At 70.4% G+C, this 23583-nt stretch carries 18 protein-coding genes; 8 read left to right on the top strand and 10 right to left on the bottom strand.

What is annotated here, in order from left to right; genetic code table 11:
• The first annotated feature begins 6 nt into the window (after positions 1-6).
• Entirely contained in the window at positions 7-861 is an 855-nt protein-coding gene (locus OG430_RS11795) for an alkaline phosphatase family protein (RefSeq protein ID WP_327352414.1), read from the top strand.
• A gap of 87 nt (positions 862-948) precedes the next feature.
• Here OG430_RS11795 and OG430_RS11790 read toward each other — a convergent pair whose 3' ends face one another.
• On the bottom strand, positions 949-2214 hold the full coding sequence (locus tag OG430_RS11790) for a Gfo/Idh/MocA family protein (protein WP_327352413.1): 1266 nt from the start codon (positions 2212-2214) through the stop codon (positions 949-951).
• A gap of 303 nt (positions 2215-2517) precedes the next feature.
• On the opposite strand from OG430_RS11790, the gene OG430_RS11785 reads away from it, so the two are divergent.
• From OG430_RS11785 to OG430_RS11760, 6 genes are all read left to right on the top strand, one after another.
• Entirely contained in the window at positions 2518-5565 is a 3048-nt protein-coding gene (locus OG430_RS11785; RefSeq protein ID WP_327352412.1) for an amino acid adenylation domain-containing protein, read from the top strand.
• A 109-nt stretch (positions 5566-5674) separates the two neighbouring features.
• Positions 5675-6466: a leucyl/phenylalanyl-tRNA--protein transferase gene (locus OG430_RS11780; protein ID WP_327352411.1), complete on the top strand. Its 792-nt coding sequence runs from the start codon at positions 5675-5677 to the stop codon at positions 6464-6466.
• A gap of 41 nt (positions 6467-6507) precedes the next feature.
• Complete coding sequence (locus tag OG430_RS11775) at positions 6508-7266, top strand: N-acetyltransferase (protein ID WP_327352410.1); 759 nt, start codon at positions 6508-6510, stop codon at positions 7264-7266.
• A gap of 79 nt (positions 7267-7345) precedes the next feature.
• Positions 7346-8389, top strand: coding sequence for a methyltransferase (locus tag OG430_RS11770; RefSeq protein ID WP_327352409.1), 1044 nt, complete (start codon positions 7346-7348; stop codon positions 8387-8389).
• Positions 8386-10275, top strand: coding sequence for an acyl-CoA dehydrogenase family protein (locus OG430_RS11765; protein ID WP_327352408.1), 1890 nt, complete (start codon positions 8386-8388; stop codon positions 10273-10275). The genes OG430_RS11770 and OG430_RS11765 overlap by 4 nt, the downstream gene beginning before the upstream one ends.
• A complete protein-coding gene (locus tag OG430_RS11760) occupies positions 10265-10930 on the top strand; it encodes a transcriptional regulator (protein ID WP_327352407.1) in 666 nt (221 codons plus the stop codon). Before OG430_RS11765 ends, OG430_RS11760 begins: the two co-directional genes overlap by 11 nt.
• 11 nt (positions 10931-10941) lie before the next feature.
• Here the strand turns inward: OG430_RS11760 and OG430_RS11755 are convergent, their stop codons facing one another.
• The 4 genes from OG430_RS11755 to OG430_RS11740 all read right to left on the bottom strand — a co-directional run bounded on the left by OG430_RS11755 (position 10942) and on the right by OG430_RS11740 (position 14775).
• On the bottom strand, positions 10942-11523 hold the full coding sequence (locus tag OG430_RS11755) for a pyridoxamine 5'-phosphate oxidase family protein (RefSeq protein WP_327352406.1): 582 nt from the start codon (positions 11521-11523) through the stop codon (positions 10942-10944).
• Positions 11510-12769, bottom strand: coding sequence for a cytochrome P450 family protein (locus OG430_RS11750; protein WP_327352405.1), 1260 nt, complete (start codon positions 12767-12769; stop codon positions 11510-11512). The genes OG430_RS11755 and OG430_RS11750 overlap by 14 nt, the downstream gene beginning before the upstream one ends.
• Before the next feature lie 146 nt (positions 12770-12915).
• Entirely contained in the window at positions 12916-14514 is a 1599-nt protein-coding gene (locus OG430_RS11745) for an MFS transporter (protein WP_327352404.1), read from the bottom strand.
• A 93-nt stretch (positions 14515-14607) separates the two neighbouring features.
• On the bottom strand, positions 14608-14775 hold the full coding sequence (locus tag OG430_RS11740) for a hypothetical protein (RefSeq protein ID WP_327352403.1): 168 nt from the start codon (positions 14773-14775) through the stop codon (positions 14608-14610).
• A 242-nt stretch (positions 14776-15017) separates the two neighbouring features.
• On the opposite strand from OG430_RS11740, the gene OG430_RS11735 reads away from it, so the two are divergent.
• Positions 15018-17369 (top strand): penicillin acylase family protein, encoded by a 2352-nt coding sequence (locus OG430_RS11735; RefSeq protein WP_327352402.1) that lies wholly within the window; start codon positions 15018-15020, stop codon positions 17367-17369.
• Positions 17370-17442: 73 nt separating this feature from the next.
• Here OG430_RS11735 and OG430_RS11730 read toward each other — a convergent pair whose 3' ends face one another.
• The 5 genes from OG430_RS11730 to OG430_RS11710 form a co-directional block, all read right to left on the bottom strand.
• Positions 17443-18027 carry a TerD family protein gene (locus OG430_RS11730; RefSeq protein ID WP_327352401.1) on the bottom strand — a complete coding sequence of 195 codons (585 nt, stop codon included), beginning with the start codon at positions 18025-18027 and terminating at the stop codon, positions 17443-17445.
• A gap of 153 nt (positions 18028-18180) precedes the next feature.
• Positions 18181-18888: a heparin lyase I family protein gene (locus OG430_RS11725; protein WP_327352400.1), complete on the bottom strand. Its 708-nt coding sequence runs from the start codon at positions 18886-18888 to the stop codon at positions 18181-18183.
• The gene (locus tag OG430_RS11720) at positions 18885-19625 is read right to left on the bottom strand and encodes a hypothetical protein (RefSeq protein ID WP_327352399.1); all 741 of its coding nucleotides are present in this window, start codon (positions 19623-19625) and stop codon (positions 18885-18887) included. Before OG430_RS11720 ends, OG430_RS11725 begins: the two co-directional genes overlap by 4 nt.
• Before the next feature lie 113 nt (positions 19626-19738).
• Complete coding sequence (locus OG430_RS11715) at positions 19739-22183, bottom strand: polysaccharide lyase 8 family protein (RefSeq protein WP_327352398.1); 2445 nt, start codon at positions 22181-22183, stop codon at positions 19739-19741.
• Positions 22184-22731: 548 nt separating this feature from the next.
• Positions 22732-23577 (bottom strand): serine hydrolase, encoded by an 846-nt coding sequence (locus tag OG430_RS11710; protein ID WP_442816475.1) that lies wholly within the window; start codon positions 23575-23577, stop codon positions 22732-22734.
• Between the last annotated feature and the right edge of the window lie 6 nt (positions 23578-23583).

The raw sequence follows: 23583 nt of genomic DNA, 5'->3' as shown, positions 1-23583 counted from the left end.
TCCCCCATGCCCGAAGCCACCCGCTCCCGGCACGTGCTCGTCGTAGGCATCGACGGCGTACGCCTGGACACCCTCGCCACCGCCGCGACCCCGCACCTCGACGCCATCGCGGCGGCCGGCTTCCTCGCCCCGGTCACCATCGACCCGGGCACCCCCACCATGTCGGGCCCCTGCTGGGCGACGATCGTCACCGGCGTACGCGTCGACAAGCACGCCGTGTGGTCCAACGACTTCACCGGCAACCGCCTGCAGATCTTCCCCGACTTCACCACCCGCCTGCACCTGCAGGACGCCCGCCACACCTACGTCGCCGCGGGCTGGCAGCCGCTCCTCACGGTCAACAACGGCGGCCCGATGTTCCGCGAGCCCGCCCGCATGAGCTATGCCGCGGCGCCCGCCGACACCCCCGAAGCCTGGGACGACACCGACGAGTTGATCACCACGGACGCGGAACGCGTCCTCACCGAGGACCACCCCGAGGCGGCCTTCGTCTACCTGGGCGCGGTCGACGAGACCGGCCATGTCCTTGGCTGCGGCCAGGAGTACAAGGACGCGATCGTACGCGCCGACGCCCGCCTCGGCCGGCTCGTCGCGGCCGTCCGCGACCGGGTGACGTACGAGGCGGAGGACTGGACGATCATCGTCGTCACCGACCACGGCCACCGCCCCGAGGGCGGCCACGGCGGCCGCTCCGACCTGGAGGAAACGGCCTGGATCGCCTGCGCGGGCCCGGACATGGCCGCAGGCCCGCCCGACCGCCCCCTGCACCACGAGGACGTCGCGGCCCAGGTCTTCGCCTCGCTGGGCAGGGTCCCGGACTCGCACTGGACGCTGGACGGGCGGGCCTGGTCGAAGAGTTGAGCCGTGCCCAGGAGGGGGCGGGCACCGAGTGATGCCCGCCCCTTCGCCATGCCGTCGTGCTGGTCGTGCTGATCGTGCTCGTCGTGCTCAGCTCAGGCTCGGGACGTCCTCGACCGTCCCGGAAATCCGGGCCCGCTCGGCCGCGAGCACGGCGAGATGGCTGGCCAGGGAGTCGCGGGGCCCCGACCTGATGGCGTCGGGAGACTTCGTCGCGACGGCCTCGACGAACGCGTCCATGAGCCCCGCGTCACCTCCACCGTGCCCGCCCGCCGCACTCATCTCCCCTCCGGGATCGGGGTCGACGACCTCCTCCGTACGCGTCGCGAAGTCGTAGACCCGGATGGTCTCCCCGTCCCCCGACAGCTCCCCGTGCGTGCCGAAGATCCGCGTGCTGCGATTCGCGAGTTCGGCGAAGGCGGTCATGGTGAAGGAGGCCGTCGCGCCGTCGGCGAACTCCATGTTCACCACCTGGTGGTCGACCACGTCGTTGTCGCAGGCGTACACGCACCGGCCGTACGGGCCCTCGCGCAGGGCGACTTGGAGTGCGTCGGACGTGAACTCGTCGACGACCACGCTCAGCGGCCAGTGCAGTTCCTGCCGCTCCAGCTTCCCGCCGTACAGTCGCTTCGCCGAGTACGGGCAGGACGCCTCCACCGAGGACGGGCAGTCCAGACAGCGGTCGGCCGCCCCGGCCGGCCGGTTCTCCGCGGTGAAGTGGGAGAGGCTGCCGAAGCTGGAGACCCGGGACGGCGGCTGCCCGACGACGTACTGCAGCCAGTCCAGGTCGTGGCAGGACTTGGCCATGAGCATCGAGGTCGCCTCGTCGGCGCGGCGCCAATTGCCGCGTACGTACGAATGCGCTTGATGCCAGAAGCCGACCGGCTCCAGGTGCTGGACGCTCATGACCTTGCCGATCCGCCCGGAGTCGACGATGTCCTTGAGTGCCCGGGTGTACGGGGTGTAGCGCAGCACATGCCCCACGGCGAGCAGCACCCCGGCGCGCTCCACCGCGCTCACGATCTCCCGGCAGGACTCCTCGTCCAGGGCCATCGGCTTCTCGAGCATGATGTCGTAGCCGAGGGCGGCGAACGCCGCCGCGGGCTCCACGTGTTGGCGGTCCTGGGTGCAGATCAGCACGGCGTCGGCGATCTTGCCGCGGGCGGTGAACTCCTTCCAGTCGGCCACCACGTTCGCCGGCTCGATGCCGTGCTCCTCGACGAGCCTCGTCCGGCGCACCTCGCGGGGTTCGGCGACGCCGATGACCTTCGCGCGGTCCGGATGGCCGAGGGCCCAACGGGCGTGCCCGGTACCGCGATCGCCGGCGCCGACAACTAGCAGAGTGACTGGTGGCATGGGGGAACGGTAGGGCCTCGAGCAGGTTCCGGGGAAGCGCTTTCTGCCGGCTCCTTCCAGGTCGACGGATGACCCCAAATGCCGCCGTCCGTAAGGCGGGTGAGGGGGAAGGGCGCGCCGGGCGGTGTCGGCCGAACCGCCGGGAATCCGCCGCCGGGGCATTGTCGCGGGCCGATGGGGCAACCGGATCGGGGAGTTGAGCGGCCCGTGCCGACCTGATGAAGTGTGGCCGACGATCATTGACACACCCTACCGGGGTAGGGTTTCCTCGCCGGGTCATAGCAAGACGACCCGAGAGGACCCATGGCCAACGACGGGAAGACCTCAGTCCACGAGAGCTTCGCCCTGCGCGCCGCGGAGCAGCCCGACGCGAGTGCGGTGGAGCAGGGCGATCAGCGGATCACGTACGCCGAACTCGACGCGCGAGCAGATCAGTTGGCTCACCGCCTGCGGGCCGCAGGGGTGCGCCGGGGCTCGGTGGTGCTGGTGCACCTGGAGCGCTCCATCGATCTGATCGTGTCGATGCTCGCGACGTTCAAGGCGGGGGCGGCGTATCTGCCGGTGGAGCCCGGGGCACCCGAGCAGCGCCTGGCGGGGTTCCTCGCGGAGGCCGGGTGCGCGGCCGTCATCGCCGGGGCCGAGGGGCGGGAGCGGATACCTGTCGGTGCCGGCCTGCCGGTGATCGAGCCCGGTCCAGTGGCCGAGCCGCTTCCGGTGGGGGGCGACGGTGCGCCAACTGGCCGATCACCTAAGCCACTTGACGACTCGCCCGACGACCTCGCGTACCTCATCTACACCTCCGGCTCCACCGGCACCCCCAAGGGCGTACGCGTCGGCCACGCGTCCCTTGCCCACCTCCTCGCCGAGATCAACACGTCCTACGGGATCGGCCCCGGCGGCCGGGTGCTGCAGTTCGCGGCCATCACCTTCGACACCGCCATCGAGCAGACCCTCGTCACGCTGCTCAACGGCGCGACGTTGATCCTCCCCGACCGCCTCTGGGCCCCCAGCGAACTCGCCGGACAGCTGGCCGGACGCGGGGTCACGGTCATGGACCTCACCCCCTCCTACTGGCGCGCGTTCCTCGCCGAACTCGACCGGGCCCCCGCCGAGTTGCCGGTCCGTCTCACCATCGTCGGCGGCAGCGCCGTGCACGCCGAGGACTGCCGTACCGCCCTGCGCCTGCTGCCCGCCTCGCGCCTGGTCAACGCCTACGGCCTGACCGAGACGACCATCACCTCCACCACCATGGAGATCACCGAGCAGGTGCTGCCCGCGAGCGGCCCGGCCCCCGTCGGCCGCCCGCTGCCCGGCACCACCGTCCACGTCCTCGGCGAGGACCTGCGGCCCGTGCCCGCCGGGGAGCGCGGCGAGATATACATAGCCGGCTCCGGCGTCGCCCTCGGCTATCTGTCGCCGGACGCCGAGCGCGGCCGGTTCGTGCCGGACCCGGAGCGCCCCGGCGCCCGCATGTACCGCACCGGCGACCTCGGCGGCTGGACGCGGGACGGCAATCTGGAGATCGCCGGGCGGGCCGACCGCCAGCTCAAGGTGCGCGGCTTCCGCGTCGAACCGGCCGAGATCGAGGCCACGCTCACCGGGCACGACCTGATCGCGGACGCCGCGGTGACGACGTACGGCCGGGGCGGTGACACGGCGATCGCCGCGTACTGCACGGCCGCGCGCATCGACGAAGTTCCGCCGACGATACGGGAGTTGAGGGCGTACGTCGCCGAGCGCCTGCCCGACTACATGGTCCCGGCCGCCTTCGTCCTGCTGCCCGAGCTGCCCCTGACGACGCACGGCAAGGTCGACCTGGCCGCCCTCCCGGAGCCCGAGCCCACCGCATCCGGGAGCGAGGGGCCCGACGAGGCGGGCGGCAGCACCATGGTCGAGCGGATCGTGGCCGGTCTGTGGCGCCAGGTCCTCGACATGGAGCAGGTCGCACCGGAGGACAACTTCTTCGACCTCGGCGGCAATTCGATCCTCGCCGCGGAACTCCTCGCGAAGGTCCGGGCCTCCCTCGGCGTCCTGATCACCCAGGTCCGCCCGCTGATCCGGCTGCTGCTGCAGGACGCGACGCTGCGCGGGTTCAGCGCCGCCGTGGAGTCGGCGCGGGCCGGCTCCCTCGAAGGCGACGACGCCAAGCGCGTCGACTTCACCGCCGAGGCCGAACTCGGCGTCACCGTCGAACCCGCCCCGGCCGACCCCGCCAACTGGCGGCGCCCGGCCCACATCTTCCTCACCGGAGCCACCGGCTTCCTCGGGATCTACCTCCTGCGGGAACTGCTCACCACCACCGACGCCACCGTCCACTGCCTGGTCCGGGCCGACGACACGGCCCACGCACGGGCCCGCCTGACGGCCAACGCCCGGCACTACCTCCAAGGCGACCTGGGGGAGTACCGGGACCGGATCGTCGCCGTCCCCGGCGACCTGGCCGCGCCCCGACTCGGCCTGAGCGAGCCGCAGTTCGACGCGCTCGCCGCCCTCGTCGACGTGATCCACCACCCCGGCGGCCTCGTCAACTTCATCTACCCCTACTCCCACATGCGCCCGGCCAACGTCGAGGGCACCCGCGAGATCATCCGGATGGCCGCCCGCTACCGCAACGCGCCCGTGCACTACACCTCCACCATGGCGGTGATCTCCGGCTTCGGCACCGCGGGCGTCCACCACGTCACCGAGCAGACCCCGGCGGCGCACGCCGACCACCTCTCCGTCGGCTACGTGGAGAGCAAGTGGGTCGCCGAGGCACTCCTGCAGAACGCCGCGAAGGCGGGCCTCCCGGTCGCGATCTACCGGGCCGCCGACATCTCCGGCGACCGGGCCACCGGAGCCTGGAACACGGCGACCGAGATGTGCGCGATGAAGAAGTTCATCGTCGACACCGGCACCGCGCCCGTCGCCGAACTCCCCCTGGACTACACGCCGGTGGACCTCTTCGCGGCGGCGGTCGCCCACATCGCCGCCCGCGCCGAGCCGCCCACGGGCGAGGTCTACCACCTCACCAACCCCGGCAAGGTGAACGTCTCCCTGCTCACCGAGCGGCTGCGCGCCCACGACCACGAGATCCGCGAGGTCGGCTGGGACGAATGGCTCGACGAAGTGGTGCGCATCGCGGTCGAGGAGCCCGGACACCCCATGACGCCGTTCGCGCCGCTGTTCATCGACCGCGACTCCACCGGCGTGATGAGCGTCGCGGAGATGTACCTGGAGGCGACGTTCCCCCACTTCACCCGCGACAACGTGGAGGCGGCGCTGCACGGCAGCGGCATCGACATCCCGCCGGTGGACGCCGAGATGCTCGACCGCTACATCCGCTACCTGACCGACATCGAGTTCCTGTGAGCCGCCCCGAACCGGCGAGCCGCCGAAAACCGCTGAACCAGCCCCAACCGATGAACCGGTCGACACCGGTGAACCGCACCCACGAGGCTCCGGCGCCGGGAGGACGACCATGCTGATCGCGAGCCTGTCCCGCCCCCGCCCCAAGTCCCCTTGGTCAGCAATCGACTTGAGAGCGGCCCCGCCCGAGGGCCCCGTCGCGTTCGGCGACGACCTGCGCCCCGAGACCCTGCTCGGCGCGTACCGGCAAGGGCTCTACCCGTTCCCCGCCGAGGGCCCCGAACACCGCCTCATCAACGAGATCAGCTACGAACCGGAGGTCGCGGCGGGCCGGGTGAAGCTGCTGCCCGGCTCGACCGAGCCGTACGCGGTCGCCTGGTGCTCCCCCGATCCGCGGCCGCTCATCCTCGTCGACCGGGCCCGTGTGCAGCGCAGCCTGCGCCGCCAGTTGAGGCAGGGCCCGCAGTGGACGACGACCGTCGACGTCTGCTTCGAGCGGGTGGTGCGCCAGTGCCGCACGGGCCGCACCGAACGCTGGCTCACCGACGAACTCCTCGCCGCCATGGTCCGCCTGCACCAGGCGGGCTACGCGCACAGCGTGGAGGTCTGGGAGGGCCGCGAACTCGTCGGCGGGACCTTCGGCGTCCGGGTCGGGCCGGTGTTCAGCGCCGATTCCCAGTTCACGCTGCGCAGCGGGGCGGGCAAGGTCGCGGTCGTCGACCTGACCCGACGCCTGGCCGAGGCGGGCGGCACGGCCGTCGACGTCCAGTACGACGGCGACCACGTCCGGCTCCTCGGCGCCCGCCCCGTCCCCCGCGCCCACTACCTCGACCTGCTGCACAGCCCGGACCACGGCACGGCCCTGAAGACCGGGCCGCTGCCCGCCCGACGGCTGGCCGACTGACCCAACTCCCTTGTTCCCCGCACCACTTCTGGAGGTCCGCCATGCCCGTCACCGGTCTGCACATCGTCAGTCTCGCCGAACGGCCCGACCTGGAAGAGGCCATGCTGACGATGGAGTCGACCTGGCCCGCGTACGTACGCCCCGATCCGATCCTCATCCACTGGGCCTTCGAGCGGCACGCGCAGCACCAGCTGGTGGTGCTCGAAGGCGACGGGGACGGTCCGGAACGTGTGGTCGCCCGCGCCGCCAGTGTGCCCCTGGCCTGGAACGGCGCCCCGGCCGGCCTGCCCGACACCGGCTGGGACGAGGCCCTGCGCCAGTGCATGGCCGACACCTACGAGGGGCGGGCGTTCACCGCGCTGTGCGCCCTGGAGATCGCCGTGGTGCCCGATCTGCAGTCGCAGAACCTGTCCGTACGCACCCTCCAGGCGCTCCGCGACCATGCGCGCGGCGCCGGGTACGGCGACCTGCTCGCCCCGGTCCGGCCCAGCCGCAAGCACGCCGAGCCGCAGCTCTCCATGGTCGAGTACGCGGCCCGGACCAGGCCCGACGGGCTGCCCGAGGACCCCTGGCTGCGGGCGCACGTACGGCAGGGCGCCGAGGTCGTCAAGGTCTGCCCGGTGTCGATGACGATCTCCGGGAGCCTCGCGCAGTGGCGCGACTGGACCGGGCTGCCGTTCGACACCAGCGGGCCCGTAGAGGTGCCCGGCGCGGTGGCCCCCGTCGCGGTGGACGTCGCGCACGACCATGCCGTGTACGTCGAGCCCAATGTCTGGGTACGGCACCGGCTTACGCCCTGACCTCCGCTGATCCCCCTTCCTTCCTTCCTCCCTCCTCCTTTCCATCCTCCCTCCCCCCTCCCTCACTAGGAGAGTTCTCATGAGCAGCAGCACCCAGAAGCTGGCCCTCCGGAACGCCCTGATCGAGAAGATCGGCGGCTATATGACGGCCCACTCGCTCGGTGTGGCCGCCGAGTTGGGCATAGCCGACCTGATCAAGGACGAGGTGCGCGACGTGGCCGAGCTGGCCACCGAGGGCAAGCTCCACGAGCCGTCGCTGCGCCGGCTCCTGCGCACCCTGGCGGCGGTCGGGATCACGACCGAGCCGGAGCCCGGCCGGTTCGCGCTGACCGAGGTGGGCGCCCAGCTGCGCTCCGACTCGCCCGACTCGCTGCGGGCCTTCAGCCGCATGTTCTGCCACCCGCTCCTGGTCAACTCCTGGCAGGCGCTCGGGCACTCGGTGACCACGGGCGAGCTGGCCTTCGACCATGTCCACGGCGCGGACTTCTACAGCTATCTCGCCACCCAGGAGGAGACCAGCGCGCTCTTCAACGAGGCGATGGGCGAGGAGTCGAGGATCGCGGCCGGGCAGCTCGCCGCCGGCTACGACTTCTCGGACGCCAAGAAGGTGGTGGACCTCGGCGGCGGCGACGGAACACTGCTAGCCGCGATCCTGACCACCCGGCACGAGCTGCGCGGCATCGTCTTCGACAGCGCGAGCGGCGTGGCCGAGGCGCCCGACGTCCTGAAGCGCGCGGGCGTCGACGACCGGGCCGAGGTGGTCGCGGGCGACTTCTTCCAGGACATCCCCGCCGACGGCGACCTGTACATCATCAAGAGCGTCTTCCAGGACTGGAACGACGAGGACGCCCGGGCCCTCCTGCGCTCCTGCCGGGCGCAGATCCCGGCCTCGGCGACGCTCCTGATCGTCGGGTCCGTACTGCCCGAGACGGCCTCCCCGGAGCAGCCGATCGCGTTCTTCACCGACCTGAACATGCTGGTCAACTCCGGTGGCCGGGAGCGCACCGAGAGCGAGTTCCGGGCGATGCTCGACGAGACGGGCTTCACCGTGGAATCGGTGGGGCTGCGTACGGCGGGCCCGCTGTCGATCATCAAGGCCGTGCCGGCCGCGGCCGCGCGATGACGGGGTCGACCTTCGGCGCGGAGCTGTTCCTCGGACGGCTCCGCACCGACCTCCTTGCCCCGCCGGCCGGCGCGCCGGCGGGGCCGGGGGCGTCGTTGGAGGTGTCGTTGGGGGAGGAGGACGAGCAATTCCTGTCCCGGCTGCGGGAGTTCTGCCTGAAGGAAGTGGACGGCGAGCTGATCGAGCGCGAGGACCGCATCCCCGACGCGGTGATCGAAGGGCTCAAGGACATCGGGGCGTTCGCCATCAAGATCCCGCAGGAGTACGGCGGGCTCGGCCTGTCCGGGCTCTGCTACCTGCGGGCCCTGATGACGGTCACCACCGTGCACGCCTCGCTGGGGGAGCTGCTGGCCGCACACCAGGCGATCGGGCTGCCGCAGCCGCTGCTCCTTTTCGGCACCGAGGAGCAGAAGCGGGCGTTCCTTCCGAGGTGCGTGCGGGAGATCTCCGGGTTCACGCTCACCGAGCCGGACATCGGAAACGATCCGTTCCGGATGCACACCACGGCCGTACGGGACACGACCTCCGCTCCCTCGCAGGACGCGGACGCGTCCGGCCCGGACTCGGGAACGTACACGCTCAACGGCGTGAAGCTGTGGGCCACCAACGGTGTCATCGCCGATCTCCTGGTGGTGATGGCCATGGTCCCCGACGCCGGGATGACGGCCTTCGTGGTGGAGGGCGGGGCGCCGGGCGTGACCGTGGAGCACCGCAGCTCCTTCCTCGGGCTGCGCGGCCTGGAGAACGGCGTGATCCGGCTGCACGACGTGCGGGTCCCGGCCTTCCACCGGATCGGCGCGGAGGGCGCGGGCCTGGAGGTCGCGCTGGCCGCGCAGGACACCGGACGCCTGTCGCTGCCCGCGGTGTCGGCCGCGGCGGCCAGGTGGAGCCTGAAGATCGCCCGCGAGTGGGCGGGGGAGCGGGTCCAGTGGGGCCGGCCGATCGGGGAGCACGACGCGGTCGCGGGGAAGCTGGCGTTCATCGCGGCCACGGCCTTCGCCCTGGAGGCGATGGTCGAGGTCACCGCCCGGCTGCCCGGGTCCGGCGGCGGCCTGGAGGCCGAACTGGCCAAGCTCTTCGCCTCGGAGCGGACCTGGCAGGTGGCCGACGAACTGGTCCAACTGCGCGGAGGTCGCGGCTACGAGACGGCGGCGTCGGCTGCGGCGAGGGGCGAGCGGGGGGTGCCGGCCGAGCAGCTGCTGCGGGACGTGCGCATCGGGCGCATCTTCGACGGGTCGACCGAGGCGCTGCGGGGGTTCATCGGGCAGGCCGTGCTGGAGGGCGCCGGGCAGCCTGCGGACCCTAGCCTGGGCGGGCGGCCTGCGGACTTGAGCCTGGGCGGGAAGTCAGAGCTGTTCGGGTACGCCGACACCCTCGCCTACGCCGACACCCTCGCCACCCACCTGCGCTTCGTCGAGCGGAGCGCCCAGGAGCTCGCCGAGGCCCTGCAAGGCTTCACGAACCTGCCCGAGCGTGAACTCGCCGACCGGCAGCGCGAGTTGGGCCGCCTCATCGACATCGGAGCCGAGCTGTACGCCATGAGCGCGGCCTGCGTGTACGCCGCGGCCCGCGCCGACCCGGGGGATGCGGCGGGTCCGGCGGTCGACCTTGCCGGTGCCTTCTGTGCGCAGGCCCGACTGCGGGTCGCGGAGCTGTTCCGGCAGCTGCGGGGCAACGTCGACGGCGGCGACCGGGAGGTGGCCCGGCAGGTGCTCGCCGGGCGGCACACCTGGCTGGAGGAGGGTGTCATCGATGCCTCCGTCGAGGGGCCCTGGATCGCGCAACCCCCACCGGGCCCGGCCACCGGGCCGAATCTGCGCCGGGTCGTCCCGGCGCCCCACCACACGAACGAGCCCCATGAGCAGGGAGCCCCCGATGGCCGTTGACGTCGCAGTCCTCATCAAGGAGGCCCAGGCGCAGCTCGCCGAGCAGGCGGTGCCGAACCGCTTCCTCGACCGGCTCGAAGCGGGCCGCGTGCCCAGGGCCCAACTACGCGCCTTGGCCGGGGAGTTGTACCGCCTCGTCCGCAGCGACCGCCGCAGCTTCGCCCTCCTGGCCGCCCGCTTCCCGGACGCCCCGGCCGGCGACCTCTTCCTGGCCATGGCGCAGGGCGAGGGCGAGGCCCTGCGCCTCCTCCTCGACTTCGCCGCCGAACTCGAAATGGAGGAGTGGGAGTTGGCGGCGTACGAGCCGAAGCCGCTCGCCCAGGCCTACCCCGCCTACCTCACCCAGACCTCCCTGTACGGCTCGCGCAGCGACATCGCGCTGGCACTGCTCGCGAACGTCGAGGAGTCGGGTGCCCACTACGCGCGCGTGGCCGACGCCCTGCGGTCCGGGTACGGCTTCGACGAGGCGGCCGTCGGGCACTTCCGCTTCTTCGCGGACACCCCGCCGGAGCTCCTGGACCAGGCGACGGCCACCCTCGCGGCGGGGCTCGCGGCCGGCGACGACCCGGTCGAAGCCGTGCGGACCGCACGACTGGTGCACGCCTACGAGAACGCCTTCTGGGGCGCCCTCGCCGAGGACGCCCCAGCACACTGACCCGGCGGGGATCACCCCAACGGCAGCTCGTCCGGCGCCACTTCGATGCGCCGGTCGATCCGGTCCACCTCCCACGTGCGGGTGTCGACCAGCCACCAGCGCTCCACCTCCACGAGGTAGAGCCGGTGGCCGGCCGGCGCCCGCAGCGCGTTCGGCGGCAGCGACCACTCGCTGCGCTGCTGCTCGTCGGGGAACACGGTCTCGTAGAACACCGAGTGGTACCGGTCCAGTTCGGCCGCCGTGACCTCCGCGCAGGTACCGGTGAACTGCGCCCCGTCCACCGCCGCCACATCGAGCCCGGGCCCGCCGCCCGCCACGAACAGGGAGCCGCTCACCCGGGCCGACCGCGCGACATCGCGGCTGTGCCGGGACCCGGTGGCCGAGCCGAACACGAAGCGCAGTGGCGGCCCGGCCAGCCACGCGTACTCCAGCGTCGCCACCCACGGCGAGCCGTCCGCCGACACCGTGGCCAGATTCAGATAGCGGGCGGTGTCGAGCAGCCGCCGGGTCCGCTCGCCCAGATCACCGGGCCGCTCGTCCAGATCGCCGGGCCGACCGTCGACGTCCGGGGCGGCCACGTCAGGCCTGCCCATGGCCGAGAAGCACCGGCAGTGCGGTGATGCCGTTGCCGATGAACGTACGCACCGGCTCCACGTCGTCCGCGTCGACGCCGAGCGCCATTCGCGGGAAGCGCCGGAACAGCGCGGGCAATGCCACATCGGCCTCCAGGCGGGCCAGCCGCGACCCCGGGCAGAAGTGCGCGCCGAGCCCGAACGCCAGATGGTCCTTGTCCGCCCGGTCGATGTCGAAGCTGCCCGGCGCCTCGTGCACGCCGGGGTCGCGCCCGTGCGCGCCGTAGCAGATCAGGATCGCGTCGCCGGCCCGGATGACCACGCCCTCACCGAGGTCGATGTCCTCCGTCGCCCAGCGCATCGGCAGATGCATGACCGGGCAGTGCGTACGCAGCGACTCCTCGATCACGTCCTTCCAGCGGCCCGGATCGGCCTGGACGGCGGCCAGTTGGTCCGGGCGGGCGAGCAGTTCGCGGACCGTGTGGTCGATGAGGTTGATCGTGGTGGTGGAGCCGCCGCCGATCATCAGGAGCAGCGTAGAGATCAGCTCGTGCTCGCTGAGCGGCGCGTCGCCGTCCGCACGGGCCTCGCCCTGCTCGTGCGCGGCGAGCAGGAAGCTCGTCAGGTCGTCGCCCGGCTCGCGGCGCTTGGTGGCGATGAGGGTGTGCATCTCGTCCACCAGGGCCTGGTAGACGGCGATCGACTCCTCCTCGGGGACATCGGTCTCGCCGACGGCCCTGAACAGGCGCAGTACCTCGGGGCGTTGGGTGTCGGGCAGCCCGAACAGATCGCAGATCACCTCGGTCGGCACCCGGTAGGAGAACGCGGTGTGCAGATCGACGGGCTCGTCCGAGGGGCGCGCCGCCAGCTCGTCGAGGAGCCGTTCTACAAGGGCCTCGATCTGCCCGCGCAGGGCGTCGGTGCGGCGCGGACTGAACGCCGGGGTGATCAGCTTGCGCAGCCGCGCGTGGTCGGAGCCCTCGGCGGTGGCCATGGAGTCGACGTCCACCCAAGGGGAGAGCCAGGGCACGGAGCCCGGCTCGTAACTGGGCACGTTCTTCTTGAGGTTGCGGGACACGCCCGGGTGCGTCAGCAGGAGCCGGACGACATCGCCCCGCGTGACCGACCAGGCCCCGACGCCCTCGGGCAGCCGCACGGGCACGGCGGGTCCCGACTCGCGCAGCCGGTCGACCTGTTCATACATGCACCGGCCGCCCTCGCTGGCGAGGGTCGTGGTGGGAGAAGCGCTGAAAGCTATCGCAGACATGGTGCGCACCTTTGCGGATGTACGTATCCGGAGCTACGTATGCGGATGTGCTTGAGGAAGTACGCGTGGGAGTACGCGGGTGTCGAGGGCCGAGAGGGGGTGCGGGGCCAACCACGACCGGCCCCGCACCCCCCTTGCCCCGCCACCTACTTGACGGCTTCGCTCCCGGCCGACGCCGGCTCGGACGCGGCGTCCGCGTCCCCCGCCTGCTCGGGCACCGCGGCCGCCGCGGCCCCCGTCGGGGGCACGTGCCGCAGGGCGAGCGCGGCGAGGACCGCGCCCACGGCGGCGATTCCCGCGGCGGTGGCGGCGGCGACGTTGAAGCCGCTCGCGAAGGCGTCCCGCGCCGCACGAAGCACCTGCCCGCCCACGTCGGCCGGCAGGGTGCCCGCAGCCGTGATCGCCCCGTCGAGGTTGTCCCGCGCGCTCGCCTCCGCCTCCGCCGACAGGCCCGAGGGGAGGTCGATCTCACCGCGGTACTGGGCCACGCCGATGCTGCCGACGACGGCCACACCGAGCGAGATGCCCAGGTCGTTCACAGTGGAGCTCAACCCGCCCGCGGCGCCCGCCTTCTCCGGCGGCACCGAACCCACGACGAGGTCGGTGGTGAGCGCCATGGACGGCGCCACCGCCGGGTACATGACGATGAAGCCCGCGAGCACATACGGCAGACCGGTGTCGGCGTCGACCTGCGTGAGCATCAGATAGCCGACCACCTGCACGGCGAGGCCCGTGGCGATGACGTACCCGGGACGCACCTTGCGCGCGAGGACCGGCGAGAGCGTCGCCACCACGATCAGGAGCAGCGCGGCGGGCAGGATCGCGAACCCGGTCTGCAGCGGCGAGAGTTCGGCGACCAGCTGCAGGAACTGCGTGAACATCAGATAGATGCCGCCGAGTCCCGTCGCGGCGAGGATGAACACGCCGAGCGCCCCGCCCACGGTCCGGTTGCCGAAGAGGCGTACGTCCAACAGGGGTGCGGAGGAACGCAGTTGGCGGATCGCGAACAGCACGCCGATGACGACGCCGACGGCGATGGACACGACGGACAGGCCGACGTCCTCACCCGTGGCGATGGACTTGATGCCGTAGATGAACGGCAGCAGCGTCGCGAGCAGCAGCAGCGCGCTGAACAGATCGAGCTTGCCGGTGTCCTGACGCTGGTGCTTGGGCAGCAGCAGCGGCCCGCCGATCACCACGACCGCCATGACCGGCACCGCGACGTAGAACGTCGCCCGCCAGGAGAAGGCGTCCAGGAGCAGCCCGCTGAGCAGCGGACCGAGCGCCACACCGGCCGAAATGGCCGCGGCCCAGGCGCCGATGGCGACGCCGCGCTGCTTCGCGTCGAGGAACATCGTGAAGATCAGGCCGAGCGTGGCCGGCATCTGCGCCGCGGCCGCGACGCCGAGCAGGGCCCGCCAGACGATCATCATCGCGGGGTCGTCGGTGGAGGCGGCGACCACGGAGACGACGCCGAACGCGGCGGCGCCGATGACGAGCAGGTTCCGGTGCCCGATCCGGTCGGCCACCGTTCCCATCAGGACCAGGAATCCGGCCATGAGGAAGCCGTAGATGTCCAGGATCCACAGCGTCTGCGTGCTGCTGGGCTCCAAGTCGGCGGCCAGGTAGGGGATCGCCAGGAACAGGATCGTGAGCATCATGAACAGGAGCATGGCGGGCAGCACCAGCAGGCCCAGCGCGAGCCACTCCTTGCGCCCGGCGGTTAACTGCGGTGACGTGGACATCGGTTCTCCTTGCCATGAGAGGGATACCCCAACCGGGTATGCGTATGTGAAGGTAGGGGTGGGGGGTATCCCTGTCAAGGCGGTGGAGAACGACTATCGGAAGTTGGGGCTCCGGCAGTCACCGGAGAGTTGGATGCGCAGACTCAGGCAGAGCCCGAATGCCCGCCGCAACAGGGTCACTTCCGCCGAGCCGAGACCGCACGCCGCGGCGCAGGCCCTCGCGGCGGTGTCGCCGCCGAGATGTTTCGTGAGTGAGATCATGAACGTCAACATACCCGGTATGGGTATGTGTCAGTCCGGGTGGGGCTCAACTCGGCGCCGCTCGGGGTCCCTTGGTAGTACATCCTCGGACGGATGCGCCGACGAAAGATTGGCCGGTGGTCCGATGTCGACACCGCCCGTACCTGGGCAACGTGGGCGCCATGCGTTTATCCAGAGCACACGGAAGAATTCGACTGTCCAGAGCACATGGAAGAACTCGACGAAGTCGCACCGCGGTTGCGGTGGCCCTCGGCCTCACCGCGGCCGCCGCGGTCGTGTGGCCCGGGCCCTCGTCCGCGTCCGATGCGGCGGAGCCCGATGCGGCGGGCGCGACCGTGTCCGAGCAGAGCTACACGGCCCAGATCCGCCGCACCGAGTACGGCGTCCCGCACATCCTGGCCAAGAGCTACGACGGCCTCGGCTACGGCTACGGCTATGCGTACGCCCAGGACAACGCCTGCGAACTCGCCGACCAGATCCTGACGTTGCGCGGCGAACGCTCCCGCTATCTCGGCGAAGGCAGCCCCGAGAGCCCCAACCTCGCGAGCGACACCTACTACAAGGGCCTGCGCCGTGCGGGCACCGTCAAGCGCCTCTTCGACAAGCCCGCCCCGCTCGGCCCGACGGCGGAGCTGCGCAGGATGGTCGAGGGGTACGCCGCCGGGTACAACCGCTATCTGCGGGACACCGGCGTCGACAAGCTGCCGGACGCCCGCTGCAAGGGCAAGCCTTGGGTGCGGCCGATCACCGCGCTCGATCTGTGGGGCGTGGTGCACGACGTCAACGGGGTCCTCGGCATCGCACCGTTGGTGCCGGACATCGGCAACGCGAAGCCTCCCGCCAAGGGCGGCAAGCCCGCGACGGCAGCCCGCTCGGCCACCCGCCCGGATGCCACGGCAGCCGACTTCGGCAGCAACGGCTGGGCGCTCGGCCGCGACGCCACCCGCAGCGGCAACGCGATGGTGCTCGCCAACCCGCACCTGCCCTGGACCGGCAACTTCCGCTTCTACCAGGTGCAGTTGACGATCCCCGGCACCCTGGACGTGGCAGGCGCAGGACTGGCCGGCACCCCCATGGTCCTGATCGGCCACAACAAGCGCGTGGCCTGGACCCACACCGCGAGCGACGCCCAGCACGCCTCCCTCTACCAGCTGAAGCTGGCACCCGGCGACCCTACTAGGTACCTGGTCGACGGCAAGGCGGAGCCGATGAAGCGCCGCACCGTCCCGGTCGCCGTACGCGGCAAGGACGGCAAGGTGACCACCGTCCGGCGCACCCAGTACACCTCCCGGTACGGCCCGCTCCTGTCCCGGGGCTGGACGACCGAGACGGCGTACGCGATCCGTGACGCCAACGCCGAGAACCTGCGCTCGATGAACACCTGGCTGGCGATGGGCAAGGCCGACAGCCTCGACCAGCTGCGCGCCGCCCAGAACACCTACCAGGGTCTGTCCTGGGTCTACACCCTCGCGGCCGACACCAGCGGCAGCACGTACTTCACGGACTCCTCGGCCGTCGCCCACCTGACCGACGACCAGCTGAAGCGCTGCACACGCCCGGGCGGCGAGGATGGCCTCACCGTCCTGGACGGCTCGACGACGGCCTGCGCCTGGGGCAGCGACCCCGACGCGCTGGTCCCCGGCCTCTACGGCCCGTCCCGCCACCCGAAGCTGACCCGCACCGACTACGTGGCCAACTCCAACAACGGCCCTCAGTTCACCAACCCCGCCGCACCGCTCACCGGCTTCCCCGGCACGTACGACAGCGACCCCCGCATCGGCCAACGGGCCCAGCTCGGCCTGCGGATGATCGCCGAGCGCGCCGACGGCACCGATGGACTCGGCGCCCCCGGCTTCACCCGGCGCACGCTGCGCGAGTCGATGCTCGGCAACCGCGTCCGGTCGGCGGAGACGGGCCGCGACGACGTGGTCGCGATGTGCCGCGCGCACCCGGAGCTGACGGCGACGGACGGCAAGAAGGTCGACGTACGGGCGGCCTGCAAGGCCCTCGCCCGCTGGGACACCCGCGCCGACGCCGACAGCCGCGGCGGCGCACTCTGGAGCACCTTCTTCGAAGTCCTCCTCGACGGCGGCCCGTCGCACACGTGGTGGCGAGTGCCCTACGACCCGGACCAGCCCCTCACCACACCCCGTGGCTTCAAGGGCGACGACGCACAAGTCCAACGCGCCCTGGCGGACGCCGTCCAGGACTTCGCCGCACAAGACCTCCCCGTCGACACCGCCATCGGCGCGGTACAGCGCTGGGTGGACATCCCGCTGCCCGGCTGCAACGGCGCCAAGGGCTGCTTCAACGTCGTCGAGGCGAGCCCCGGCTCCGGGCAGCCCGACCCTGAGGACCCGACGGTCGCGTACGGCGGCGCCTTCGGCACCAGCTTCCTGATGGCCGTCGAACTGACCCCCGACGGCCCCCGCACCCACACGCTCCTGACCTACGGCCAGTCCGCGAACCCGGCCTCGCCCCACTTCACGGACCAGACCCGGCTGTTCTCGAAGGAGCGCTGGGTCACCGAACGCTTCACCTCTGCGGAGATCGCCGCCGACCCGGCCCTGGAGGTGACGACGCTGCGCCGCTGAACGCGTCCGGCCCGGGCCCCTGACACAAACCGGGGACCCGGGCCGCCAATTGCTGCAGCAGTTACTACGGCTGCTACTTGCTCACGGCAAAGCGCATCAGCGCCTGCTCGTCGCCCTGCTTGATCTTGCCCGTCACATTGATCACTTCAAGCTGCCAGTTGGCGCCGGCCCGGACCGCCTTGGCCACGGCGCAGCCGTTGTCGTTCGACAGCAGGCTCGGCCAGATGTCGGCGACCTGCGTGGTGCTGCCGCCCGTCGCGTCGTACACCTTGAAGCTGATGTTCCGCGCCTTCTGGAACGAGCTGTACTTCTTGTAGGCGGCGGCGATGAACACGATGGACGTGACATTGCCCGGCACCTTGGCGAAGTCGACCGTCACGGTCTCGTCGTCGCCGGCGCCCTTGCCCGTCTGGTTGTCGCCGCTGTGCACCAGCGCGCCGTTGCCCAGCGGGTCGAGGGAGTCGAGGCCGGCGAGGCGGACCGGGTCCGCGTCCTGCATCGCTATCGCGATCAGGTCAAGGTCGGTTCCGGCCTTCTGCCGGAGCTTGCCCATCAGACCGCCGCTGCTGCCGACGGTCGGGTCCCAGGACACCCCGATGGACAGATGCGTAACACCAGCCAGATCCGCTGGGCCGTCTTCCTTCTTGAGCGTGATCATTCGTGAATCCTTCTGGTGGTGAGACTCATGGTGGGACAACTACTTGATACCGGAACTTATCGCGGGACCGGGTCCGTGCAATACGCCGCTGGCATGGCTTAATGACGCCTGACCCGACTCATTCGTTCCCACCACCGAAGCGACCTTGCTCACTCAGCTCGCGACATCCGCGTACGACGTGCCCACCTTCAGCCCGTCGATCCAGTTGATGACCCGCTTGTCCTGCACCTCCGCGCCATAGGACCCGAACCGCGTGTCATTGCCCAGGTCGTCCCAGGTCCGCCCGGTGAAATCGGCGACCTTCGCGCCGTTGTAGTACGCCTCGACCCGCCCGCTCGACGCATCGCTGGAGGTGTGGATCCCGAGGACGATGCGCTTGTACGTACTTGTCGCGACCGGCGTCGACCACTTGAGCGTCCACTCCTCCCCGACCTTGATGTGGAACAGCTTCAGCACCCCGCCCTCGACCTTCATCAACACCGGGTAGTTCTGCTGATGCTGATCATTGGTGCCGTACGACTTCCACTGGAAGATGGTCCCGGCGTCGGGGGTGTTGGTGGAGGTGTCCCAGCCCAGCCAGTACGTCGAGTTGTTCTTGAAGGTGTAGCGGGACCCGCCCACCGTGATCCCGTGCGCCTCGCAGCGCTCGAGCCCCAGCGGCTTGTTGAACTTGAAGACCTGGCCCCGCCCGTCGTCGTTGTCCTGCGCGACGACACTGCCGGGGGAGTCGCAGAGGATGGACGAGAAGACCCCGGTGCCTCCCGAGGCGTCCCCGTTCCAGATCACGGAGGCCTGCGCCGGGCTCGCGGCGAGCACGACCAGGGCGGCAGAGGCGGCGCCGAACGCTCCGACGCGCCTCATCGGGCCACGTCCGCGTAGCTCGTGCCGACGGCCAGGTCGTCTACCCAGTCGATGCCCGCGGTGTTCTCGATGTCCGCGCCGTACGTTCCCCACTTGGGCTTGTTGAGCCCGTCCCAGGTGCGGCCGGGATAGCGCGTGGAGCCATTGCTCATCGTCTGCTGCTCCCCGTTGTAGTAGAGCTCGATCCAGCCGGTCGACGCCTCGTCCGAGGTGTGGATGCCGAGCGCGAGGTGCTTCCAGGTGTCCGCCGTGATCGCACGGCTCCAGATGAGATGCCAGGTGGCAGCCGGGTCGACGTGGAACAGCTTGAGCACGCCGCCCTCGACCTTGATCTCCACCGGGTAGTTCTGCGTGGAGTTGGGATAGGACTTCCACTGGAATATCGACTCGGCGTCGTCCGTGTTCGTGCACGTGGACCAGCCGAGCCAGTAGGTCGAGTCGTTCTTGAAGACGTACTCGTACCCGTCGCCGGTCCGGATGCCGCGCGCCTCGCAACGCCGCAGCCCGCTCGGCTTGTTGAACTTGAAGACCTTGCCGCGCGGATGGTCCACGGCCGTGACACTGCCGGGAGCGTCGCATTCGATGCCGCCGAAGACACCGGTCCCACCGCTGGCGTCGCCGTCCCAGAGCGGGGCGGCGGAGGCCGGGGACGCGAACAGCAGGGCGAGCGAGAGACCGATCGCCGGGAGGCCCGCCTTACGAGCCGTACGGAGAAGAGGTGGTCGTTGTGTGCGCATGAGGGGGGAGGGCCCTTCTGCGAGAGGGAATGGGGGGATAGGAAATGAGGGGATGTGCCAAAGGGCCGGACCCGTGAGGAGGTCCGGCCCTTCGAATGAGGGGTCAGAGCCGGTCAGTTGGTTCTGACCGTGACCTTGTGCGTACCGCCGTTGCTGCCGCTGAGATCGCCGAACGTAAGGGTGAGCGACGAGCCGGTACGCGCGTCCGACACCACGGACGGCTTGCTGACGACCGACGCCACCGGCCGCTTCCACACCAGCGTGAGCCCCTTCACCGACCGGCTGGGATCACTCACGCACACGACCGCCGTACCGTCGCGCTTCTCCCGGATCTGTACGCTCACGGGCGCATCGACGACGACTTTGCCGGCCGTCCCGGGCTCCCAGAAGTTGATCCCGGTGAACCCGAGCGACGGCACCCGCACACCCTGTGCCTTGCCGGAGTTGACCAGGGTGACCAGCCACCCACGGTCCAACGCCCGCGCAGCCGTGCGCAGTTCACTCGCACCGGGCATCAGGATGTACGAGTACGAGGCGTCCGAGGGATCCGTCCCGTGATCGGCGAGCAGCGTGACGTACCGCCGCGTGACGGCATCCTCCGCACCACCGCCGTTGATGTCCTTCCACTTCCCGGTGCGCTCCTCGCGCAGCGCGGTCAGCTTCGTCCCACCCGGAAAGACATAACCGGCATGGCCCTTGAGGTGCGCCCAGCGCGCGTCCATGGTCCCCGACCAGGGATGCTCACCCGGCTGCGTACGCCCATTGACCGTCAGCTGAGCGGCACCACTCGCACCCAGATTCCGGTTGTCCACCACACTCTCGACACCGACCCCGTCCGCACCCTTGATCCCGGCGCCCAGACACACCACGGCGTCGTCCACGAAGAACCAGGACTTCTTCGCCTCCATCGTGGAGGAGAGCCCCTTCAGATACTGACCGACGGTCGCGTACGTCCCGTCCGTCGTGCCCCCCACCCACGTCGCATCCGGCGTGGCCGCACCCCAGATCCCGCCCTCACCATCCGCGAGCCGCTTCTGCGAAGCAGTCGTACCCGGCAGCCGGTACGGGTCGACGGTCGGCCAGAACCCGTCCGAGTACTGCCCGCCACCCGCATCGGCGCCCCACCAATACAACATCCCGGACCCGGTGTGAAACCCCCGAACGTTCTCGCCGTTCCCGTTCTCGTAATAGGTGATCCGCTTCGACGCCATCGACACCGACGCCGCGAACCCCTTCGTACGGTGCACGGCCCGGTCCATGCCGGGAAACACCTTGTGCCCGACCGGCTCGGCGGCGGCCTTCACACTCTCATCGGCGAGCAACGCGTTGGCCCGCGACAGCGCCGGCACCCCGAGCGTGCGCCCGGTGGAGACATCGGCGTACCGATCCCGCGTGAACCACCCCTTGGCCAGGGCCTTCCACCGCGCGGCCTCCTCAGCACTGGCCCCCTGGGCCAGCACGAGAACGGCCCCGATGATGGCGTGCCCCCGCAGATGGTCGTCCTGCTGAATCTTCAGCACATCAGTGGCAGTCAGCCCCCGACTGATGGCACGACCCGAAACACCGTCCATCATCAGCCCGTTGTAGATGAACGGCGCATACGCGGCCTCGACGGCATCCAGGAACAACTGCTGCTTCGGATCGCTGACAGCCCACGTGGACCCTCCCAACAACCCGAGCAACTTGCTCATCCCGCTGATGAGCACAGCGCCGTAAGACCCGGTGTAGGGCACATTCGTATGCTGAATGAGCGACCCATCCGCATACAGCCCATCCCCGACCGTCACATACGGGAACGTCGGCGACATCGCATCCCGCGCCAGCGCGACCTTCGCCGCGGTGCCGTCCAGAATCCCCCGCAGCGCCAGCACCTGGCACAGGTCGATCCGATTGGCGCCCGTACTCGTCCCCGCGTACTGGGCCACCTTGGAATCGGGAACGAAATGGTCAACTGCCTTGACCGTGGCGGATATCTGCTCCGCCGACAGGTGCTCGTACATCATGATCGCGATGTCGAGCAGCGACTGCGGGGCGCCTATCTCCCAGCTGTACCAGTTGCCGTACGGCGCCTGGTTCTCGTTGTAGACGTCCTTGATCAGGTGGTCGTATGCGACCACGATCTTGTCCTTCACCGCCGCGTCCCCGGTGACCCCGGTACCCGGCTGGCAGTAGGCCTCCGCCATGGTCCTCAGCCGCGCATAACTCTCCTGGATCTTCCCGGAGAACCCGTACGACTCCGTGTCCTTGTCCGGCTCCGGATCGGCGTAGACCGCATCGGGCCAGACCGCACCGGTCGCAGGGGCCATGGAGTCGATCCACCGCCGGGCGGTCGTGCCGAGCGTGGCGAGCTTCGACTTGAAGGGCTCGGCGGTGGGCGTGAACCCCTCACCGAGGATGATGCTGCGCCACTTGGCGCGCAGCGCGGCGAACTCATCGCCTTCGGCCGCGGCTTGCGCCGCACTGGCGTGCCCCGCGCTGAAGGTCCCGGCCAGACCGAGCGCGAGGGCGGTGGCACCGGACGTGGCGAGGAAGCCGCGGCGTGACCAAGGAGTCGTCATGAGGGGGCTCCGGGTGTGCGTGGGAGGGGCGTACCGCTTGGGAGTAAGCGGTTTCTAGCACGCGCTCGCTCAAACGCTCAATATCTTGGCCCAAATTGAGCGTTTGGATCGTTTCCCCTCTGTCCCCGTGAGGGGGCTTTTGCGCCACCCACCGGCGATCAGCCGGGTACGCCCACCCACCGGCGATCAGCTGGGTACACACCATCCACCGGCGATCAGCTGGGTACGCACCCCCCCACCGGCGATCAGTCGGGTACGGGCCCGTCCACCGACCGGCGGCGCACCATGAACGAACGCGAGGGGTCGGGTCGGTAGGTGCGTGCTCGACGCATACCGGACCACCTGCAATTGCCCGCGGCGAGCACGTACCTACCGACACGGCCCCGCCTTGACCAACGGCGCTGAGCCACAACCGGGTCAGCAGGGGCAGAACCCCAAAGCCCCGCCTCACAAAATCCAGCCCGTCCGGCGCTTGAGGACCGGGGGCCCGGGGGCAGAGCCCCCGCGACCCCAACCGAAGTCGAGGCGCGACCATCCAGGCCCAACCACTACCGCAACGCGTCCACGGCAATGCGCGCAGCCGAACCGATCACCGCATCCGCCGAAGGCAACGTCGCCGCCGGATCAGCGGCACGCGTAAACACCGCCACCGCATACCGCCCACCATCGGGATACTCCACGACCCCCACCTCGTTCCGCAGCGTCGGCAGACTCCCGGTCTTCCCCGCCACATGCACATCGTCGAACGGAAACCCGGAAGCCATCCGATGCGGCCACACCTGCAACCCCAGCAACCGCCGCATGGCAGCACAGTGTTCAGGCGTACCGGCCTCATCACGCCACACCGCGGCAAGCAGCCGCGTCATGTCCCGAGGCGTACTCCGATTGGTCCGGCCAGGATCCAACGCCCGCAGCCGAGCGATCACATGCGGTTCCGCCAAAACAGCCGCACCCCCGGGCCCCGCATCCTCCCGCAGGGAACCCAGCAACTCCCCGAAGGTATGCACCGCGTGGGTACGCGCCAGCCCCAGCCGCCCCGTGACGGCGTTGACCTCGTCGAGCCCCACCCGCGAAAGCAGCACATCGGCCGCCGCGTTGTCACTGACGGCCATCATCAGATAGCCCAGATCCCGCAAGGACATCCCGACCGGATCGAGCATGGCGGCAACCCCGGTACCTCCCGCCGTGCGACCGTCCACCGCACACTCGACCCGCTCGGCGAGGTCGACCCGCCCCGCCGCGGCCTGCTCGTGCAGGGCCACCAACAAACACAGCTTGTGCACGCTCGCGGTCACAACAGGATGATCCGCGCCCGAGTCGACCTCGGCACCGGAGTCGATGTCGACGGCATGCAGCCACCCGGTGACACCGGCCTCGACGAAGGCGGCCCGCACCCGCGC

Origin of the sequence: Streptomyces sp. NBC_01304 (assembly GCF_035975855.1) — a bacterium.
In the GTDB taxonomy this organism is placed as follows: domain Bacteria; phylum Actinomycetota; class Actinomycetes; order Streptomycetales; family Streptomycetaceae; genus Streptomyces.
This window is presented reverse-complemented; position numbering and strand designations above follow the sequence as displayed.

What these genes read in the sequence shown, in the direction of transcription:
- OG430_RS11745 (WP_327352404.1), bottom strand. Translation starts at nt 14,514, where the DNA reads ATGTCCACGTCACCGCAGTTAACCGCCGGGCGCAAGGAGTGGCTCGCG.
- OG430_RS11770 (WP_327352409.1), top strand. Translation starts at nt 7,346, where the DNA reads ATGAGCAGCAGCACCCAGAAGCTGGCCCTCCGGAACGCCCTGATCGAG.
- OG430_RS11780 (WP_327352411.1), top strand. Translation starts at nt 5,675, where the DNA reads ATGCTGATCGCGAGCCTGTCCCGCCCCCGCCCCAAGTCCCCTTGGTCA.
- OG430_RS11775 (WP_327352410.1), top strand. Translation starts at nt 6,508, where the DNA reads ATGCCCGTCACCGGTCTGCACATCGTCAGTCTCGCCGAACGGCCCGAC.
- OG430_RS11725 (WP_327352400.1), bottom strand. Translation starts at nt 18,888, where the DNA reads ATGAGGCGCGTCGGAGCGTTCGGCGCCGCCTCTGCCGCCCTGGTCGTG.
- OG430_RS11760 (WP_327352407.1), top strand. Translation starts at nt 10,265, where the DNA reads ATGGCCGTTGACGTCGCAGTCCTCATCAAGGAGGCCCAGGCGCAGCTC.
- OG430_RS11740 (WP_327352403.1), bottom strand. Translation starts at nt 14,775, where the DNA reads ATGATCTCACTCACGAAACATCTCGGCGGCGACACCGCCGCGAGGGCC.
- OG430_RS11720 (WP_327352399.1), bottom strand. Translation starts at nt 19,625, where the DNA reads ATGCGCACACAACGACCACCTCTTCTCCGTACGGCTCGTAAGGCGGGC.
- OG430_RS11755 (WP_327352406.1), bottom strand. Translation starts at nt 11,523, where the DNA reads ATGGGCAGGCCTGACGTGGCCGCCCCGGACGTCGACGGTCGGCCCGGC.
- OG430_RS11750 (WP_327352405.1), bottom strand. Translation starts at nt 12,769, where the DNA reads ATGTCTGCGATAGCTTTCAGCGCTTCTCCCACCACGACCCTCGCCAGC.
- OG430_RS11730 (WP_327352401.1), bottom strand. Translation starts at nt 18,027, where the DNA reads ATGATCACGCTCAAGAAGGAAGACGGCCCAGCGGATCTGGCTGGTGTT.
- OG430_RS11790 (WP_327352413.1), bottom strand. Translation starts at nt 2,214, where the DNA reads ATGCCACCAGTCACTCTGCTAGTTGTCGGCGCCGGCGATCGCGGTACC.
- OG430_RS11765 (WP_327352408.1), top strand. Translation starts at nt 8,386, where the DNA reads ATGACGGGGTCGACCTTCGGCGCGGAGCTGTTCCTCGGACGGCTCCGC.
- OG430_RS11795 (WP_327352414.1), top strand. Translation starts at nt 7, where the DNA reads ATGCCCGAAGCCACCCGCTCCCGGCACGTGCTCGTCGTAGGCATCGAC.
- OG430_RS11785 (WP_327352412.1), top strand. Translation starts at nt 2,518, where the DNA reads ATGGCCAACGACGGGAAGACCTCAGTCCACGAGAGCTTCGCCCTGCGC.
- OG430_RS11715 (WP_327352398.1), bottom strand. Translation starts at nt 22,183, where the DNA reads ATGACGACTCCTTGGTCACGCCGCGGCTTCCTCGCCACGTCCGGTGCC.